Below are 19976 nucleotides of genomic sequence, written 5' to 3' on the forward strand. Positions count from 1 at the left end.
TTAGCAATTCAAGTAGTATTGGATAGGTTCTATCCTATCTCTACATATAAGTTTCCCTATATGCTGACTATTTTAGCTACTAACTCATGACTAAAGTCACGAGTGTGCGTAGCTATTTTTTAATCAAACTTATTTACAAGAATCATTCTAAATCATAAATATAAGGATTTTATAAGAATTAAAAAATTATAAAAAAAAGATGTGTGTAAATACACATCTTCTTTATCTTAACTCTATTAATTTTCCATTGTAGTATATCTCTACTTCTTCAATCCAAATACTATTATCTTCTTCTTGGATGACATTTTTAATAATATTATTTATAGTATATATTATATTTTGTTCATTCAAATAATCATCCTTCCAAGAAACTCTACTTTTTTCATCTGGTTCTATCAAGTTTATTTTAACGAGATTGTCTTTTTCCTTAACTTCTACTTCCATGTCTAAACCATTAAAATACTCATTTGATAATGTGTCTAAGATTAATCGCAGTTTATCTTTAAGTGTACTTTCTTCATCAATCTGTAAGTACTTTACTATCTTATCATCCTTTGAAATTATCTCTATGGGTATTTTAGTAGTCTTCTTAGAATTAATCATTTTACTAGTTGTTTCTTCTTTGGCATCCTCATCCTTCTTTACAACTGCTGATTCTTTAGAATCAACTAGCTCAACTGCGCTGATGCTATAATCCATACATGCTGTACTCAATAAAGTAGTAGCAATTATTAAAAAACTTACTGCTATTTTATTCATAAGTATCCCTCTCCTAATTCTCTTTCGATACTTATTATACCATAGTATAGATTATATTTTTATACTTTTAAATCAATTTATAAATTATTATAGTAAATTATTTACAATTCTAATCTATTTGAATTTATTTTTATAGTATACTCTTTTTCTAAATTCGACAGATTTTTATTCAAAAGCCCTTTTATTTCCCTTATATTTCTGTACTTGTTGCTATGTCCTTCACTATGTTCATAATCATAGGAATCATTGTTATATTCTTCATCATTATTAAATTCTTCAATTACCTCTTTTGACTTTATATCACAATTAAATTTATACTTATTTACTGGTATATCAAGGCTTACCTTAGAATTTGGAACTTCTATATACAAATACTTAGCAATTGGTATGTTAGAGTACAAATTAAATTCACTATCATAATTTGAGCTTCTACCTATTTTCTCTTTTATATTTACATTTTCAGGTATATACTCTTCTAGATTATTTATAAATACATCTTCATAATCTGAAGATATATCCAATGACTCTGATTCTATATTTACATTTTTAACACCTAAAATCGACTTTGTTGACAAACTAAGATTGCTATTAGATATTAAGTTTAAGTTTTCTAGTCTATTTACTTTGTTTTCTGTTATAGCTCTACTAAAACTTCCATAAGAAGTTTTATATGTTATATTATTTGAAGCTACATTATCATATACAAATAAGTACGAACTTATACTTGATGCATTTATGTCTACATTATTTGGTACATATATTATAAGCTCTCTATAATCATGTGAAAACATACTATTTATAGATGTATTTAATAATTGGTCGAAATTTTTAATCTTTTTAATTTTATTTTCAGATTTCCTTTCGCCTTTTACAACTAAAGTCTTATCTTGTAAAGTTACACTGTATTTGTAAAATTCATTATTCCCTCTTGTAGTCACACGCACATCTTCACTTGAACTTTTCTTTATCATAACATTTATATTGTCAACAGATACATCTAACTTGTCAATATTTACTTTTTCTTGATAAAGTTTATTTTCTTTTTTTAATTCAATTTCCTTCTCTAGCCCAAAGTTTATTAAGCTTGGCATAACTAAAATCCCTGACCATGTTGTTCCAATTATGCCTATTACCAATAAAACTGTAGCAAATATGGCAAGTTTCTTATTCATGTTTATCTTCTCCTTTCTTATCATCTATATCTTCAAAGTCTTTATACATCGCCTCAAAATTTATACTATCATCACTATAGTCATCAGTTTCTTTGATACTGTCTTCTTTCATATTGTAGTGGTCATCACTATATAAATCTTCATTAATATTTTTATTCAAATCTTCATCATTTAAAGTATCTTTATTTCTTTTTTCCATCTTTTCATTTGCATTTATATAAATGTTTTTTCTCTTTATCCAGTTTATATAACTGCCTAGTAATTGTTTACCTAGTTTTATAACGAACAACAAAATTTGCCATGCTAGTATCTCAATCCCTATAAATGCTATAGTTGCAAAGATACAAAACATCGCAACATCTGGAACCATTGATATAAATTTAATCACAAATGGAATTGATATAACAAAGGCAATTAATGTGCAAACTAATCCAATAGCAACTGATATAACAGTACATATAAATGCAAATGCTGGAACAATCAATAATAAAGATAATACTACTAATAATGCCTTTATAACTTGTCTAGATAAGCCTCCAACACCTTCTTCTATACTTGGTGTAAGCTTATCATTTATATTTTCTTTTGATTTATTGTACTTTTCCTTAGCTTCATCCTTTAAGACAGAATAACCCTTTTTCATATCCGATTTAAACTTACTAAATTTATCATTTAAAACATCTGTATTTATTATTTTTTCCTCTTCAATGTTTTTTTCTTTAGTCTGTAAGATAAGCTCTTTGGCTATAGATTTTGGTGAACCAAGTGATGCTATTATCTCCATATCACTCTTTCCCTCTATAAGACCATCTACGAAATACTCTTCATAATCTCTCAATATATCATTAACTTCGCTCTCAGAAAAATCTTTTTTTAGATAATCCTTTAAAATTTCAAGAAACTCAGTTTTATTCAAGTTCATTACCTCCCTCATCTTCACTTATTAAAATCTCAACAGCCTTTACAAATTCTCTCCACTCTTCCATCAGATTGGATAAATTCTCTTTTCCTAGTGAAGTTATTCTATAGTATTTTCTAGCAGGACCTTCATTAGATTCTAGTATATATGTTTCGAAATACAAATCTTTTGTAAGTCTTCTTAGAATAGGATATATTGTTCCTTCATTTACATCTATTACTTTAGAGATGTTATGTACTATCTCATATCCATACATATCTTTCTTAGATATGAGAGCAAGTACACAAATTTCTAAAACACCCTTTCTAAATTGTGTGTTCATATACTCCATCCTTTCTTTAAATACACAGTATTGTGTTTTACAAGGTACTATGTTAAAACTTCTTATATCCTCATAATAACACAGTACTATGTTCTGCACAATAGTTATTTTTAAATATTCTTGTTGATTAAATCCTTCTATAAATGTATAATACTCTAATCAGATATATTTTATGAAAGTGGTGATAAATTGGCTAAAATGAAAGATGATAAAACAATATTAATCTTAACTGCTCAATTTGGTGCTGGACATATAAGTGCTGCAAAAGCAGTCAAAGAATGTATTATTGAAAAATATAGTAACTATAATGTTGTTATACAAAACTTTATAAATGCAAGTATTCCCATGATGAATAAGCCTATGGTAAAACTTTATGAAAACAATACAAAATATACTCCTGGATTATATAATTACTATTATTACTTTAAGAAATCGTTTGATTCAAGACATGATTTATCTCATAAATTATATACACCTAAACTTTCTGAGTATATTGCTGATATAAATCCAGATTTGATTATCTCTACATTTCCACTAGCTGCTGCTTGTGTAAACAACTTTAAGATAAAGAACCCTGATATAAATATACCGACACTTACAATTATAACAGATGTTGTAGATAGTATGGAATGGGTTTTTGAAAATACAGATTTGTATTTTGTTCCTTCTCCTGAAATAAAAAATAGATTTTTTCAAAAAGGAATAAATCCAGACTCCATAAAGGTTACTGGCGTTCCTGTAGATAAAAGATTTCAAATTGAAAGTAAAGAACTCTGTCTTGATAAATATAGATTATTACTTCTAGGTGGAGGAAGAGGTCTATTTGATATAGATGAGGATTTTATGCATTGGATAGATGAATTTATTGAAGAACATAGTGATTCTATAGAAATTACAATAGTTACTGGTAAAAACAAAAAATTATATGACAATCTAACTCATAAAAAACCTCTAAAAAATATTAAAGTACTTGGATTTGTAAACGACATGTATAATCTAATAAGAGAGTGTGACCTAATGCTAACTAAGCCTGGAGGAGCAACTATATTTGAAGCTATTCAATCACAAACTCCAGTACTCGTAAAAATGCCAAAAGTTGGACAAGAAATTGAAAATGCTAAATTTATAATAGATAAGGGTCTTGGCATGATTTATAGTGATGACCTAGACCTTAAAAACATATTTTATAAATTAGTATCAAATGAATTTGATTCTATAATAAACTTTATGAAAAAAAATTTAGAGGAATTTAAAACAGTCATTCATCCAGATAAAATTGCTGATTATATATCAGAATTAATAGATAATCATTACAGCTAAATTGTACTATTACAAAATTTCAAACATAAAACTAAGGGCAATCAAGTATGCTTTTACATTTGAGAATTTACTCATAGTACTTACTCATACTTGATTGCCTTTATCATATCAAAATCAAATTATTATCTTAGTATATATTTTTCTTATATTGCATATATAGTTGTTGTATTTCTTCCATACTTCTCTTTAACTCTATTTGTAAATCTGAGGCAGTCTGATAATCTTTATTTTCTACAGCTTCTTTCACCCTAGTAAATAGTGATTCTCTAGTTAAAGTATCCTTCATAATATTGAACTTTAAATCTGATATTGAATTCCAAACTACCTCGTCAAGTGCATCCATATTTTCTTTTGTATGTATCTTTACAATACTTCTTATCTTTTGAATTCCATCCTCTATTATTCTAGTTTTTAATTTCTTTTGCCACTTATCTATAGCTCCAATCTTAAATGACTCTATTATACTATCAGTAAATACATCGCCTTGTTTTAAAGATTTTAATTTTGAAGCATATATTTCTAAATTTTTCATATTTTCATAAACTGTAGCTGGTGGAATTCCAAATCTTGCATTTCTTTCTTCCAAACTATAATGTTCAAATACATCATTTTCATCTCTATACGCTCTATCTTTTTCTAAATAGAAACTTTCTTCACCTACATTTTTAGATAACTCTTTTTCAAGTTCTTTTGTACTAAGACCACTCTTAGCTGTTGCTTTTATACCATCCAACATCGTTTGATAACACCCTGCTATTACTAAATACGTATTGGATAAAGGGCTTGGTGACCTTAACTCGAATCTTATAGTCTTTGGATTTTTCATATCTCTTATTAAACCAACGAGTACTGACCTATTTCTTGATGGAATCTCATAACTATGCCCCAGAGATGTAACTATACATACAGGTGCTTCAAATCCAGGAACTAATCTATTAAATCCATCATTGGAAGCTGTTACAATTGGGTTTAATACCTCATAATTGTAAAGAAGTCCCATAAGAGCTCCATATCCCAATTCACTTAGATAGTCTTCTTTTAAATCTTTTGGAGCAAATAGGTTTTTTATACTTCCATCCTTTAGCTTTGCACTTACTCCTACATGTGTATGTCCACCACTTCCTGCAACTCCATGAATTGGTTTTGCTTTAAATGTAACTTCTAGTCCATGTGATGTAAATACATCTTCTATAACATCTCTTACTAATAATTCATTATCTGCTGCTTGTAATGGTGTAGAAAACTTCCAAGAAACCTCTAATTGCTCCATAGCATGGTTTGTCTTTCCATCTATACTAATAGAACTTTGTATCCCTCCAACCTCTTTGTGAGCCATCTCAGGGTTTACACCTAGTTTTTGAAGTATAATTAAACTTTGCTCTAAGCAAGTTCTTATAATACCATGAGTTCTTTTCCAGTATTGTTCTTTTAAACTTTGTGATACATATAATTTTTCCAAGTCAGCTTTATCCTCAGGAGTATTAACCCAGAACTCAAGCTCTGTAGCTGCTGTTAACATTATTTCTTCTATATCATCTACTGAATTTATTCCTATGTTATTTATTACATGTGGATATTCTCTAAATATTTCGTACATTGATTTTTTAAAATACTTATCTGCTTTTTGAAGTACTCCTCTAGAACATACTTTTTTATTATCATGTATCAAAAATGCAGGTATCTTTAATGTTCCAACAGGCAAGCCTACTTCTTCATCTATATATTCCATATTGTAATCTACATACCAATGACAACTTTTATCTGGCATTAAGTCTACTTTTGCATTATTCAATGTAGCTATATTGTAAAGCTCAACACTAGAACCATCAGTCTGTATAGCTGATTCCAAAAACTTATCTATATCTTCTAAAAATAATTCTACAGGAATCTTTTCATCTGTTGCATTTCCTCCTAAATCAACTCCCATTAAGGAAACAAATCTTATATTTTTATTACTTTTTAGAATTTCTCTTATTTCTTCATTAGTATGTTTATCTTTCTCTATTACGTATAATAGACTATCCATTTTTTCACTCTCCCATAATTTTTATGTAAATTTTATTTTGTTAAATACAAGATAAAATTCATTTTTCCTTACATTTATGAATTTTTCTTGCAAATCATTCGTGTTTTATTCGTGTTTTTATTTATATTATTATATATCAAGTACAAAAAGTTCGCAATATTTTTTATTGGAAAAAATATTATACATACAATAGTTTAACATTTTTATAAATATGGGGTATACTAAAATAAAAGTATTTTTATTTGAAAATTTTATTTTGTTTATAATATAATCTATAAATAACAGCAATAATAAAAAAATTTAGGAGATAAACTTTATGGAATACATAATTTTCGATTTGGAATTTAATCAAGGATTTGATAAAAAACTCAATAAGACTGCATCCAATGAAAAGTGTCCTTTTGAAATTATACAAATAGGAGCAATTAAATTGGATTCTAAATTTAATATAATAGATACGTTTAATAGTTATGTGAAACCTACAATTTATAAAGAAATACATCCCTTTATTAGTCGTATGACTAATATTAAATATTCTGATTTTAATAATTCACCTACCTTCCCAGAAGTTTACAACAATTTCATAAAATTTATATCATCCCAAGACCCTATATTATGTGTCTGGGGAGCAGGAGATTTAAAGGAATTATACAGGAATATCAATTACCATAAACTACCATCAAATTCCTTACCTAAGTCTTATATTAATATACAGCAACATGCATCTAAATACTTCAATAATCCAGCAGGAAAAAGTATTGGATTACAAAATGCTATTTCTATATTGGAACTTGATGAAAAAATGTCTTATCACAATGCCTTAAATGATGCATATTATACTGCTAAAGTTTTTATTAAGATATACAATCCGAGTATAGTGCCAGATATATATCTTTATACGAGCATCAAACCTAAAACTATAAGATATTCTAATAAAAAAAGAGTTGACTATGATAAGTTATTTGACGAGTTTAGGAAAATTTTAAATCGTGAATTGACTAAAGACGAAAAAAAAATCGTTAACTTAGCTTATAACATGGGAAAAACGAATCAATTTACATTAGAAAATGCTAAGCAAAGAAAAAATAAATAGGGTTGATTTAGGTTAAAAATAGGCATGTAGATTAAAAAAATATTTAGCTTTAAATTTATATCTACAGCCCAATTTTTATCCTGATTAATCTTTATTTTATCTCCAGTTCGACTGGACAATGGTCTGAACCCAATACTTCAGTGTGTATATCTGCACTTACCAATCTATCTTCTAGCTTTTTAGATGCACAAAAATAATCTATTCTCCACCCTGCATTATTTTTTCTTGCATTAAATCTATATGACCACCAACTATAGACTCCTTCTTTATCGGGATTAAAATATCTATATGTGTCTATAAACCCACTATCTAATAATTTAGAGAACTTCTCTCTTTCTTCTTTAGTAAAACCTGCATTTTTCATATTATTTTTAGGATTTTTTAAATCTATTTCTGTATGTGCAACATTCATATCTCCACACACAATCACAGGCTTATGATTGTCTAATTCAATTAAATAGTCTATAAAGTCGTCTTCCCATCTAGTTCTATATTCTAATCTTTTTAGTTCAGTTTGAGAATTTGGTGTATATACTGTAACAAAATAAAAATCTTCAAACTCTAAAGTTATAACTCTACCTTCTTTATCATGTTCTTCTATATTTATTCCATACATTACTTTTAAAGGTTCTTTTTTTGTAAATATAGCAGTACCTGAATAACCCTTTCTCTCAGCATAATTCCAATATTGAAAATAACCTGGCAAATCTAACTCTATTTGCCCTTCTTGTAATTTAGTTTCTTGTAAGCAGAATACATCTGCATCAATTTCTTTGAAAAAGTCCAAAAATCCTTTCCCAACACAAGCTCTTATTCCATTGACATTCCATGATATAAATCTCATACTATACTCCTCACCTAAACAGTAAATTTATTGTTATTCTTCATTTGATTTTATTTTAATAGTACCATACTATAATTTTATCTAAAAATTACTATTTACTTAATACCTAAAAATACATGTTTTAATCAATTTTTAATTTTTTTGTTAACTCTTCAGGGCTCATTGAAGAAACATACATGTTCGTTCCAAGTTCAAATCCTCCAAAATTATATTTTCTTGGAATTATGTGCATATGAACATTAAAATACGATTTTGTTTCAATCTTTGTTGGATGAGTGTGAATACATAAGTTAAATGGCATATATCCATTGATATTATATAGTTTCTTAAACAACTTTTCAAATATTGTAGAAAGTTCCTTTATATTATCGTCATTTAACTCGCCAAACTTTATCTTATCTTTAAGTATTATTCTTACTTCTCCACTATACTTAGTTGCATATGGTATAAGTACCAAAAAAGCTTCTCCATTATAAATAACTCTTCTATTTAAATTTATTTCATTTTCTATTAAATCATCATATAAAGAACTTTTATTGCTATCATAATACTCTTTTGAAACTAGCAACTCATTTGTAATTTCAGGGGGAATAAAAGACATAGACAATATTTGAGCATGTGGATGCATCAAAGATGCCCCTGCCTTTCTCAAGAAGTTTTTGAAAATACTAACATACTCTATTTTATCATCTTTCGACAAATCTCTAAATCTATTTCTATACATAAAAAAAACATCTTCAAATTCTTTTTGACTCATGTTATAAAAACTACGATTATGTTTATCACTCTCTATCATTACTTCATGAACACCATATACATCTCTTGCCATATCATCAATTATAGGAAATTTATTGTAGATAGATTTTACAAGCCATCCTTCTTCACCTTCTATTTCAAATAATGTATCAGTTGCATAAGTTTCATTTCCTTTGCAAAATGGACATTCTTCATCATATTCATTAGTTTCTTCATCTTCATTTGGTATATCTGCTGTATCTAAAGGTCTTTTTAACCTATCAGTAGCAAATATAACAACATCATTGGTAATTGGATCTATTCTTAATTCTTTCATAATTAACACCTCTTAGTTAATAGCCTTTAATATAATTATATGATATTTATCGTATCTGTTAAATAAATTTATAATATTTTTTATAATTTTGCATATTTATTATTATCTATTTTTGTCTAGAATTGAAAGATTATAACTAGAAAATTACTATCATGTATCAGAATATTATCTTACCATAAATTAATTTACGAATTCATAGTTTATTGGCATAAACACGGGTATTTTACTATAATTTGTTAAAAGTTTATTTTAAAACTATATTAATTTTTTTTGATGATTTTTACCCATAAGTATGTTATTATTATCTTGTAAAGATGTCTTGTATTCAAATATACAATTTGCATAATACAATATGCGTATTTAAATTAAATAGGGGGTATTAAAATGAATTATTCAAACAGAGTTCGTGCAATGCAAGCCTCTCCAATCAGAAAACTTGTTCCATTTGCACAGGCAGCAAAAGATAAAGGAATCAAAGTATATCACTTAAACATAGGACAACCAGATATAAAAACTCCTAAAGGTTTTTTTGATGCTGTTAAAAACTTTGATAGCGAAGTCTTAGAATATGCTACATCAGAAGGTATTCCAGAATTATTAGAAGCACTTCAAAATTACTACAAAACTTACGATATGAATTTTGAAAAAGATGAATTATTAGTAACTAATGGTGGTAGTGAAGCTTTACTTTTCACTATGATGGCAGTTTGTGACCCAGGAGACAATCTATTAGTTCCAGAACCATTCTATACTAACTACAATGGGTTTGGTCAATCTGTAAATGTAGAAGTTAATGCTGTTACAACAAAAGCAGAAAACGGTTTCCACCTTCCATCTAAAGAGGAAATCTTGTCTAAAGTAGATGATAAAACTAAGGCTATAATTCTTTCTAACCCAGGAAATCCAACTGGTGCAATTTATACAAAAGAAGAACTTAATATCCTAGCTGAAATAGCTAAAGAAAAAGATTTATGGATAATAGCAGACGAGGTTTATAGGGAGTTTGTTTATGATGGGCTTGAGTACACAAGCTGTGGTAACTTAGAAGGTGTACAAGATAGAGTTATAATAATAGATAGTGTTTCTAAGAGATACAGTGCTTGTGGTGCTAGAATTGGTTCTATCGCTTGTAAAAATAAAGGTCTTATCGCTCAAATACTTAAATTATGTCAAGGAAGACTTTGTGTTCCTACATTAGAGCAAATAGGAGCTGTTGAATTATATAAAACTCCTGTTTCTTACTTCAAAGAAGTTAATGAAGAATACAAAAAAAGAAGAGATGTATTGTACAATGAATTAATGAAAGTTGAAGGTGTTATATGTAAAAAACCAACTGGTGCTTTCTATATAGTTGCTAAATTACCAGTTGAAAATGCAGAAGATTTCACAATCTGGATGCTAAAAGAATTCAACAAAGACAATGAAACAGTTATGGTTTGCCCTGCTGAAGGATTCTATGCTACTCCAGGTTTAGGACGTGATGAAATAAGATTGGCTTACATCCTAAATGAAAAAGACCTTCATAGAGCCGCTACATTATTAAAAGAAGGTTTAGAACAATATGTAGCTTTACACAAATAATTTTTAAAAATTAATTTATATAAATTTAATGATATAAAATATCCCCTTTTCAGATATTATTTGAAAAGGGGATATTTATTAATTAATGTATTAATTAAATCTTAAATCTTACTCCTTTTCATTTGCTTTATATAGAGTTGGCCAGTAATCTTTATTCACTTTAATTAAAGCATCTAAAACTTGTCTTGCCTTAGTTGGAGAGATTATAGTTCTATTTAATGTTAAAGATAAAAGAGCTTTCTCATAAGATTGTTCAAAGTACGCATCAACTGCTAACTTTTCATAAGCTAATTGACCTTCTAACATTCCCTTGTAGAATGTTGGTATATTGCCTACATGTAAAGGTCTAGGTCCATTTTTAGTAAGAATTGCAGCTACTTCTACCATTGCATCATCAGGTAAGTTGTTAATAGCTCCATTGTTTTCTGTTATAACTATAGCTATTTGGTGTTTGTTATGAGCTATTGCTTCTGCAACTTCAACTATGAATTCTCCATGAGCATCATTATGCACTAAATTAGAACCTATAGATGTTCCTTTTTCTATAACAGATTTACATTCTTCAAATACACGCTTTTCTCTTCCATTCATGACTTCTCTTGCTCTAGTACAATTTATATCTGATTTAGCTACCTTTTTATCAGGATATAGATAATACTGTACATATGTATTAGGCAAGTAATCTGGTACATCTTCTAACATATCTTTAACCATTCCATAAGTATCTAGCCAAGATTTATCTCTTTGTTCTGCATCAACAGGTTGGAAGCCAGAATTTGCTACTAAAGCTTTTATCTTAGGTACTAAATCTTCACCATTTTTATCATACAAATGTGTAAACCATCCAAAGTGATTTAATCCAAAGTATACAGGCTCAAATGTTCTTGAGTCCATATCTAGTAATCTTCCATAAGACCTTAATAAGTTAACTGGTTGGTCACACATATTAAGTAATTTTTTATCATCTGGAAATACCCTTTTCAATGCTTCTGCAACAATAGCAGCAGGATTTGTGTAATTTAAAATCCATGCTTTAGGAGAGTATTTCCTTACAGTTTTAACCATTTCTATCATATCACCTATAGACCTTAATCCATAGGCAAATCCACCAGCTCCACAAGTTTCTTGACCAACTAGTCCAAATTGTAGAGGAATTTGTTCGTCTAATTCTCTCATCTTAAGACCACCCGTTCTCATTTGAACAAATACGAAATCTACATCTACAAATGCTTCATCTGGATTTGTAGTATATTCAAGTATCGCTTTAGGATATTCTTCTTTAAATAATATCTTTCCAAATTCACCTATTAACCTTTGACGCTCTTCTACTACATCTAACATCGTTACCTTATCTAGAGGAAATCTATCACTCATTTTACATAAAGACTTTAAAAGTCCTGGAGTCCAAGTGCTACCTCCTCCAACTATCGCTATATTATATCTTTTTTTCATTGTCATATTAATCACCCCTGTTTTTTATTAACTAACTTTGTAAGATGATTATAATATATAAAGTTTTCTACATGAATACTTTTAGGTAATAGTTAAAAATAGTTCAGTTTTAGTATTTTTTTCAAAATTGTAACTTTTTTCATCTATTGTATTTTTCAATGTATTTATGAAACATATATTCCATAAGAGAAAGTGCTGGCACTCTAGATGTATAGTTAACACTATTAAAATTATATTGTGGAGAAGATACAAATAATTTTATATCAGCTATATTTGATAATGAGTTGACACTTATATTTGTCAAAGAAATTATTTTAACTTGATTTGTTTTTGCTATATTACATGCCTTAATAACCTGAGCAGTCTCTCCTGACATAGATATAGCAATTACAAGGTCATCTTTATTAATATTTGATGCAGCCAAATACATAAGAGTTGAATCATCATAGTATTTTACATTTACACCTATAGCTGAAAATCGTTGGGACATTTCAGTACATACTAATCTAGATGAGCCAACACCAAAAAAATATATATGCTTAGAATTATGTATTTCACATAAGCACATATCTATATTCTCTTCATTTATTAAATTCTGTGTATCCATAATATCAGTAAAAATATCGCTTTGACTTTTAGCAAACTCCTTATTTCTTTCATTTTTATTTGAATATGAAAAAACTAAAAAGTTTTTAAATTCACTATATCCAGAGAAACCGAGTTTCTGGCAGAACCTTACTATATATGCAGTTGAATTAAAAGTTTCGTTTGCTATATCTTTAATCTTTTTTTGATTTATTTTTTCAGAATTTTTTAGGAAATAGTTTAAGAGAGATATTTCATTTGTAGATAATTTTTTTTGATTTATATCTAATTTGTCTATTAAGTTCATTTATACCTCCATAATAGTGATTTGTAGTTAAATAACTCAGTCACATTTCATTATATAAATATACGCTATACAGCATTTATCTTATGTTTATTATACTACAAAAAGGCAATACAAATTATAAATTGGTATTGCCTTTTTAATCTTTACTTTAAACAGACATCGCAAAAGAAACTTCATCTCTTACTTGAGATACAGATGGTCCATAAATTATTTGAATATCTTTGTCAGATACTTTTATAACTCCCATTGCACCTGTATATTTTTTAAAAGCACTTTCATCTACTTTACTCATATCTTTAACTACTACTCTTAAACGAGTTATACAGTTTGTTATATCTTCTATATTGTCCTTACCCCCTAAATATTTAATTATAGCTAATGCTCTCTTAGTGGTTTCTCCGTTTTGAGCCATTTCTATGTTATTTGATAAAGGCTCTAAATCAGAATTTATATCTGCTATTTCTTCACGTCCTGGAGTCTGTAAGTTAAATTTAAGTATTAAAATTTTAAATACATTATAATAAACTAGTGTATACACTAAACCAAGCATTATAGAATAAATCCACTTTGTATTAGGTTGCATAACTCCAAATACTACTAAATCTATTATACCACCTTGAGTATTTCCTATTGCTACTCCAAACATATGCATTATCATAAATGATACACCGGATAAAAATGCATGTATAACAAATAACATTGGTGATATAAATAAAAATGAAAATTCCAATGGTTCTGTAATTCCTGTTACAAATGTTGCTAAAGCACCAGCTAGTAATATTCCTTTAACCTTTGACCTATTTTCAGGTTTTGCAGTTTTATACATAGCATATGCTGCTGCAGGAAGACCAAAAACCATTATAGGTATTTTCCCCTGAGCTAAAAATCTAGTTGCTTCTGTTGAAAAGCTGATTGTTTCAGGGTCACTTAGTTGAGCTAAGAATATATTCAATGCTCCAAATACTTCTTGACCCCCTACAACTAAAGAACCTCCTACCTCAGTAAATCTAAACATGGCATTTAATATATGATGTAATCCAAATGGTATTAAAAGTCTTTCAAGAAATCCAAATACAAATGTTCCTAAATATCCCAAACTAGCTATACCAATACCTATACTTTGAATAATTGTATTTACATATGGCCATACATATGGTATTATTACCCCCAAAATAGAGAATACTACCGTTGTTATTATTGGAACGAACCTAGTTCCACCAAAGAAACCTAAATAGTCTGGTAACTTTATATTATAGTATTTATTATGTAATGATGCTGTTATTATACCAACTACAATTCCACCGAATACCCCTAATTCTAGTGTTTGTATACCTAAGGTTACAGCTTGACCCATTTCTCTCATCATGTCAGGTTCTGCAAGAATACCTCTACATCCTAACATATAATTTACACTAGTGTGTAATACTAAATAACCAACAAAACCACAGAATGCAGAAACTGCTTTTTCTTCTTTAGCAAGACCAACAGATATTGATATAGCAAAGAATATTGCTAAATTGCCAAAAAGTACTCCTGTTATAGCTTTTGTAAAACCTAATATCCCTTGAACAAAATTATTTGCTAAAAAAGGTATATCCTTAACTATATTAGGATTTGAAAATGCTGAACTTATACCTAAAAATATACCTGCTGCAGATATTAATGCTATTGGTAATAAAAATGATTTTCCTAACTGCAAAAAGAACCCTTTCATTTTTTGTTTCATTTCTATCCCTCCATTTTTAAATTTTTAAAACGTTTTCTATGTCATAATTATATATTTTTATTTTGTTTTTGAAACTTTATAATTTGCTTTAAAATATTTTTACATAAATAGTAATTTTTTCAAAACTGTAAATTTTTTCAAATATAGACATAATACTGCTGTACAATATAGAAATTTAAAGGGAGAAAATTTAAAGGGAGATTAGAAAATAAAATTATTGAATATAAAAAATATAAATTACGTAAATAGACATGGATAAATATTAACAAATACAGAATAGTATAAGAAATAAAAAAAAGTACATCTAGAAAATTTAAGATGTACTTTTTAGATTGTATTTAGATTTATAATTATATAGCTAAATGCGTAACAAAGAGTTAATCTTAATACTATTGAATGTAAAAATTCTTGTATTTTTTCTATCTAAATTCTTCTTTGTTCAATATATATTGAAGAGTGTTTATTGCCTCTAGATATTTTCTTCTGTCTTCTTCAGTCAATTTAGAAAGCTTTTCTCCTAGACCATCACTCAACTTATTCATAAAACCAGTTGCTATCTTATCTCCCTCTTCAGTAATATCAATTAGATATTTTCTTCTATCAACTAAATCTCTTTTTCTTATTACATACTTCTTGTCAGTTAAATCATCAACCATACTAGTTAAACTGCCTTTTTCTATATTTAACTTAGAACATAAATCAGTCATACTTATTACTCCATAATTTTTTATGAAAACTAATGCTCTTAATTGTGTTTTATTTACATTATAGTCTGGTGCAAATTTTTTTAGGTCTTCTAAGTACAGGCTAGAATAAATCTTAGGAAATGTTTTTACTAAAAAACTTATGGTATCTTTTACTATATAGTTCATATAATCACCTCGGTTGTTTTAAAATTTATTAAATTATCTAAATAACTTTATTTCAGTTTACATTAAAAATATTGCAAGTACAATAGTTTTTGCCGAATGTTTAAATTTAATTAGTAATCTTATTATTTTTTTATTTTTACTTATATTGTACCTATTAAATACTATTTATATAGCTATTTTATTGAATTCATGGTATAGTAAGTAAAGAAGAACTCTTCACAGCGGTGAAGAGCAGACGCTAGCCCATTAAAACGGCTATCTTATTTATAAATAAGATAGCCGTTTTTAATTATATTTTATCTGTAAAGTTCTATACCCTTAAATCTACATCCACTTTTCCTAAATCTTCTTTATAATCTTTTATAGCAGGTTCTACAACTTCATTTACAAACTCTACCACTTGTTCTGGAGCTCTACCTATAAAGTTTTTTGGGTCCATTATAGATAATATTTCTTCTTTGCTCATTTTAAATGAATCATCATTCATTATAAGCTCAATTAAGTTATTATCCTTACCTTCATGTTTTACTCTATAAGCAGCTTTCATAGAATATTCTCTTATTATTTCATGTAATTCCTGTCTATCTCCACCTCTTTTTACAGCTTCCATAAGTATTGTTTCTGTAGCCATAAAAGGAAGCTCTTCATTTACACGCTTATTTATCATATTTTCATATACTACTAAACCATCAGTTACATTTATCCCTATTTCAAGTATAGCGTCCGCTGCCATAAAAGCTTGAGGTATTGCCAATCTTTTATTAGCTGAATCATCTAATGTTCTCTCTAACCATTGAGTAGCCTGTACCATTGCAGGGCTTATAGATTCAGAGATTATATACTTAGATAAGGATGCTATTCTCTCACTTCTCATTGGGTTTCTCTTGTAAGCCATTGCTGATGAACCTATTTGATTTTTTTCAAATGGCTCTTCTAATTCTTTTAAACTCTGTAAAAGTCTTATATCATTAGTCATTTTGTGCATACTTTGAGCTATTCCTGATAGTATGCTTATTACTTGATAATCTAACTTTCTAGTATATGTCTGTCCACTTACTGCATAAGAAGAATTATATCCCATCTTTTTACAAATTTTCTTATCTAACTCTTTTACTTTTTCATGGTCTCCTTCAAATAAGCTTAAAAAACTTGCTTGAGTACCAGTAGTTCCTTTAACTCCTCTTAACTTCATATTATCTATTCTATAGTTTAAATCTTCCAAGTCAAGGATTAAATCTTGAGCCCATAAACAAGCTCTTTTTCCTACTGTTGTAAGTTGAGCAGCTTGGAAGTGTGTAAATCCAAGAGCTGGCATATCCTTGTACTTAAGTGCAAACTCTTTTAAATTGTTTATTAAATTTACAAGCTTTACTCTTAGAAGTTTTAAAGCTTCATTCATTTGTATAACGTCTGTATTGTCTCCAACATATGCAGATGTTGCTCCTAAATGTATTATTCCTTTGGCTTTTTCACATTGTAAACCATAAGCTTTTACATGAGACATTACATCATGTCTTACTTCTTTTTCTATTTTTCTGGCTTCATCAAAATTTATATTATCTATATTAGCTCTTAGCTCATCTAATTGTTCTTCAGTTATATTGATTCCTAACTCATGCTCACCTTCTGCAAGGGCAACCCATAATCTTCTCCATGTAGAAAATTTAAATTGTGGAGAAAATATATAACTCATATCCTTGCTACAATATCTGTCTGTAAGTGGGTTTGAATAAGTAGTATATTTATTATCTATCATTATATTAGCACCTTCCTTAAGTCTTTTGTTGTGTGATTACTGTGTACACATTAGTACATAAATAATTATATATAATTTTACGAACTATAACAAGACTTTTTTACTTTTTGTTCATATTTATATATAGCATTTTTTATTTATTACTATTTTTTATTTATATCTAAATTTTCTTTTTCAATCAGATAATCTACTATTTCACTATCAACAAAATTTAACACATACTTATATCTAATTGCATAGTATTTATCACTCCACCCAAGCTGGTTTTTCACATCACTCTCATCTGCCCCAAGTCTTAAACTTATTGCTGCAAATGAATGTCTAAAGTCTCTTGCTGAATATTGGGAAAGTCCTGCTAAATCTAATGCTTTTTTGACTATAAGTCTGACATTTCTATCTGTTATAGAATTACTTTTTTGAGTTGTAAAAATAAAGTCATCACTAGGTATTATTACCTCTGGAAGTCCAGAATAATTCCTGTAATCTTCTAAAAGTTTAAAAAAGTACGGATGTAATTTAACTACTCTTTCTTTTCTTCCCTTACCTAACCTTACATAAGAGTTGTCATATTCATCTACCATAAGGTCTTTCCACTTTAAGCTAACTAATTCATTTAATAAGCACCCAGTAGTAACTAGACAGACTATTATTACTCTATCTCTTATATTCAATTTTGGTAAAATGCCTATAAGTTTATTTATTTCTTGTATACTTAGGACATCATCTTTTGTTTTTATTCTTGTTACTGTTGGTTTTTCTACATATCTAAATGGATTTATATCTATGTATCCTTCTTTTTTTAAGAAGTTATAAAAACTATGTAAATAACTATATATCTTTTCACAAGTTGATTTCGCATATTTAGTCTGTATATAGTCTACAAAATTTTTACAGTCTTCTTTTGTCGCATAAATCAATTCTTTCCCTTTTAAGAACTCTTTAAATAACATAACCTTTGATAAATAATCGTGTTTTGTGTTTGGGTTTAATTTTGTAGAAAAAACATTAAAGGTTTCGTACTCATAATCATCTAGTATTTTTGTACTATACATAATAACTCCTTTCCTTTTCATAAAATAAAATGGTTATACTTTTACTATACCATATATTTCCCCTTCAAATATACCCCTTATTCAATAGATAGCTTTTAACTTTATTTTGTTAAATTATGAAGGTTTTATGAAAATATCGTTCTTCCATTGTGCACTACACAGTACTGTGGTATTATAAGTTAGTAAAAGGTGGCATTTTTTTGTTAATATCTACATAGAATATGCTACTATAAATTTGTATTGGAGGTATTTTAGTTTGGAAACATTTAGTTTACTTGAAGTTTTTAAGGCAGTCATTTTGGGCATAGTTCAAGGAATCACAGAATGGCTACCAGTAAGTAGTACAGGGCATATGATATTAATTAATGAGTTTATAAAATTGAATTTTTCAAATACATTTATAAATACATTTTTGGTTGTAATTCAATTTGGTTCAATATTAGCTGTACTTGTTATATTTTTTAGAAAGTTAAATCCTTTTGATAGTTCAAAAAATATTAAGCAGAAAAAAGAGACAGTCCGTTTATGGCTTAAGGTTATAATTGCAGTTATACCATCTGGAGTTATTGGAATACTGTTTGAAGATGATATAGACAGAGTATTCTTTAATTCAACAGTAGTTGCTATTGCTCTTATTGTATATGGTATAATAATGATAGGGCTTGAAAAGAGAAATAAAAGACCTAAGTATAAAGATTTTTCTCAAGTTACATATAAATTAGCTCTTTGTATAGGATTATTCCAATGTCTAGCTCTTATACCAGGTACATCTAGGTCTGGTTCTACTATAATAGGTGCAGTATTACTTGGTACTTCTAGATATGTAGCAGCAGAATTTTCATTCTTCCTAGCTATCCCTACAATGCTTGGAGCTAGTGCACTAAAACTTCTAAAAGCTGGATTTGGATTTACTGGATTTGAATGGCTTATTTTAGGCGTTGGTTCTGTAGTAGCATTTGTTGTTTCAATTGTAGTTATTAAATTTTTTATGGACTATATCAAAAAACATGACTTCAAAGTATTTGGTTATTATAGAATAGTCTTGGGTATAGTTGTTCTTGCTTATTTCTTTCTATTATAATGTATTCTAATTTAATAACAAATGATAAGGAGAAAAG

At 28.0% G+C, this 19976-nt stretch carries 17 protein-coding genes; 4 read left to right on the forward strand and 13 right to left on the reverse strand.

Annotated elements, in window-relative coordinates:
* Nucleotides 1-222: 222 nt before the first annotated feature.
* The 4 genes from IR152_RS09220 to IR152_RS09235 all read right to left on the reverse strand — a co-directional run bounded on the left by IR152_RS09220 (nt 223) and on the right by IR152_RS09235 (nt 3172).
* Nucleotides 223-759, reverse strand: a complete 537-nt coding sequence (locus tag IR152_RS09220) for a hypothetical protein (protein WP_227451545.1) — start codon at nt 757-759, stop codon at nt 223-225.
* 101 nt (nt 760-860) lie between these two features.
* Entirely contained in the window at nt 861-1931 is a 1071-nt protein-coding gene (locus IR152_RS09225; RefSeq protein ID WP_227451547.1) for a DUF4097 family beta strand repeat-containing protein, read from the reverse strand.
* On the reverse strand, nt 1924-2853 hold the full coding sequence (locus IR152_RS09230; RefSeq protein ID WP_227451549.1) for a DUF1700 domain-containing protein: 930 nt from the start codon (nt 2851-2853) through the stop codon (nt 1924-1926). Before IR152_RS09230 ends, IR152_RS09225 begins: the two co-directional genes overlap by 8 nt.
* Nucleotides 2840-3172, reverse strand: coding sequence for a PadR family transcriptional regulator (locus IR152_RS09235; protein ID WP_009889116.1), 333 nt, complete (start codon nt 3170-3172; stop codon nt 2840-2842). The genes IR152_RS09230 and IR152_RS09235 overlap by 14 nt, the downstream gene beginning before the upstream one ends.
* A gap of 198 nt (nt 3173-3370) precedes the next feature.
* On the opposite strand from IR152_RS09235, the gene IR152_RS09240 reads away from it, so the two are divergent.
* Nucleotides 3371-4492: an MGDG synthase family glycosyltransferase gene (locus tag IR152_RS09240; RefSeq protein ID WP_227451550.1), complete on the forward strand. Its 1122-nt coding sequence runs from the start codon at nt 3371-3373 to the stop codon at nt 4490-4492.
* Nucleotides 4493-4619: 127 nt separating this feature from the next.
* On the opposite strand, the gene IR152_RS09245 is transcribed toward IR152_RS09240, so the two are convergent.
* Nucleotides 4620-6518 carry a glutamine synthetase gene (locus IR152_RS09245; protein WP_227451551.1) on the reverse strand — a complete coding sequence of 633 codons (1899 nt, stop codon included), beginning with the start codon at nt 6516-6518 and terminating at the stop codon, nt 4620-4622.
* Nucleotides 6519-6834: 316 nt separating this feature from the next.
* Between IR152_RS09245 and IR152_RS09250 the strand changes: the two genes are divergently transcribed.
* A complete protein-coding gene (locus tag IR152_RS09250) occupies nt 6835-7611 on the forward strand; it encodes a 3'-5' exonuclease (protein WP_227451552.1) in 777 nt (258 codons plus the stop codon).
* Between the two features lie 91 nt (nt 7612-7702).
* Here IR152_RS09250 and IR152_RS09255 read toward each other — a convergent pair whose 3' ends face one another.
* Together IR152_RS09255 and galT are read right to left on the reverse strand one after the other, a co-directional pair.
* Entirely contained in the window at nt 7703-8455 is a 753-nt protein-coding gene (locus IR152_RS09255; protein WP_227451554.1) for an exodeoxyribonuclease III, read from the reverse strand.
* Between the two features lie 121 nt (nt 8456-8576).
* Nucleotides 8577-9527, reverse strand: coding sequence for a galactose-1-phosphate uridylyltransferase (gene galT / locus IR152_RS09260; RefSeq protein ID WP_227451555.1), 951 nt, complete (start codon nt 9525-9527; stop codon nt 8577-8579).
* Nucleotides 9528-9911: 384 nt separating this feature from the next.
* On the opposite strand from galT, the gene IR152_RS09265 reads away from it, so the two are divergent.
* Nucleotides 9912-11108 (forward strand): pyridoxal phosphate-dependent aminotransferase, encoded by a 1197-nt coding sequence (locus IR152_RS09265; protein WP_227451556.1) that lies wholly within the window; start codon nt 9912-9914, stop codon nt 11106-11108.
* Between the two features lie 108 nt (nt 11109-11216).
* Here the strand turns inward: IR152_RS09265 and IR152_RS09270 are convergent, their stop codons facing one another.
* From IR152_RS09270 to IR152_RS09295, 6 genes are all read right to left on the reverse strand, one after another.
* On the reverse strand, nt 11217-12566 hold the full coding sequence (locus tag IR152_RS09270) for a 6-phospho-alpha-glucosidase (protein WP_413927484.1): 1350 nt from the start codon (nt 12564-12566) through the stop codon (nt 11217-11219).
* Between the two features lie 133 nt (nt 12567-12699).
* Complete coding sequence (locus IR152_RS09275; RefSeq protein ID WP_227451558.1) at nt 12700-13452, reverse strand: MurR/RpiR family transcriptional regulator; 753 nt, start codon at nt 13450-13452, stop codon at nt 12700-12702.
* A gap of 148 nt (nt 13453-13600) precedes the next feature.
* A complete protein-coding gene (locus tag IR152_RS09280; protein WP_227451559.1) occupies nt 13601-15178 on the reverse strand; it encodes a PTS transporter subunit EIIC in 1578 nt (525 codons plus the stop codon).
* 419 nt (nt 15179-15597) lie between these two features.
* Entirely contained in the window at nt 15598-16050 is a 453-nt protein-coding gene (locus IR152_RS09285) for a MarR family winged helix-turn-helix transcriptional regulator (protein ID WP_227451560.1), read from the reverse strand.
* 310 nt (nt 16051-16360) lie between these two features.
* The gene (purB, locus tag IR152_RS09290; protein WP_054273324.1) at nt 16361-17806 is read right to left on the reverse strand and encodes an adenylosuccinate lyase; all 1446 of its coding nucleotides are present in this window, start codon (nt 17804-17806) and stop codon (nt 16361-16363) included.
* A gap of 143 nt (nt 17807-17949) precedes the next feature.
* On the reverse strand, nt 17950-18858 hold the full coding sequence (locus IR152_RS09295) for a tyrosine-type recombinase/integrase (RefSeq protein WP_227451561.1): 909 nt from the start codon (nt 18856-18858) through the stop codon (nt 17950-17952).
* A 256-nt stretch (nt 18859-19114) separates the two neighbouring features.
* On the opposite strand from IR152_RS09295, the gene IR152_RS09300 reads away from it, so the two are divergent.
* Complete coding sequence (locus IR152_RS09300; protein WP_227451563.1) at nt 19115-19939, forward strand: undecaprenyl-diphosphate phosphatase; 825 nt, start codon at nt 19115-19117, stop codon at nt 19937-19939.
* Nucleotides 19940-19976 lie beyond the last annotated feature (37 nt).

Source organism: Clostridioides sp. ES-S-0108-01 (assembly GCF_020662285.1).
Classification (GTDB): Bacteria; Bacillota; Clostridia; order Peptostreptococcales; family Peptostreptococcaceae; genus Clostridioides.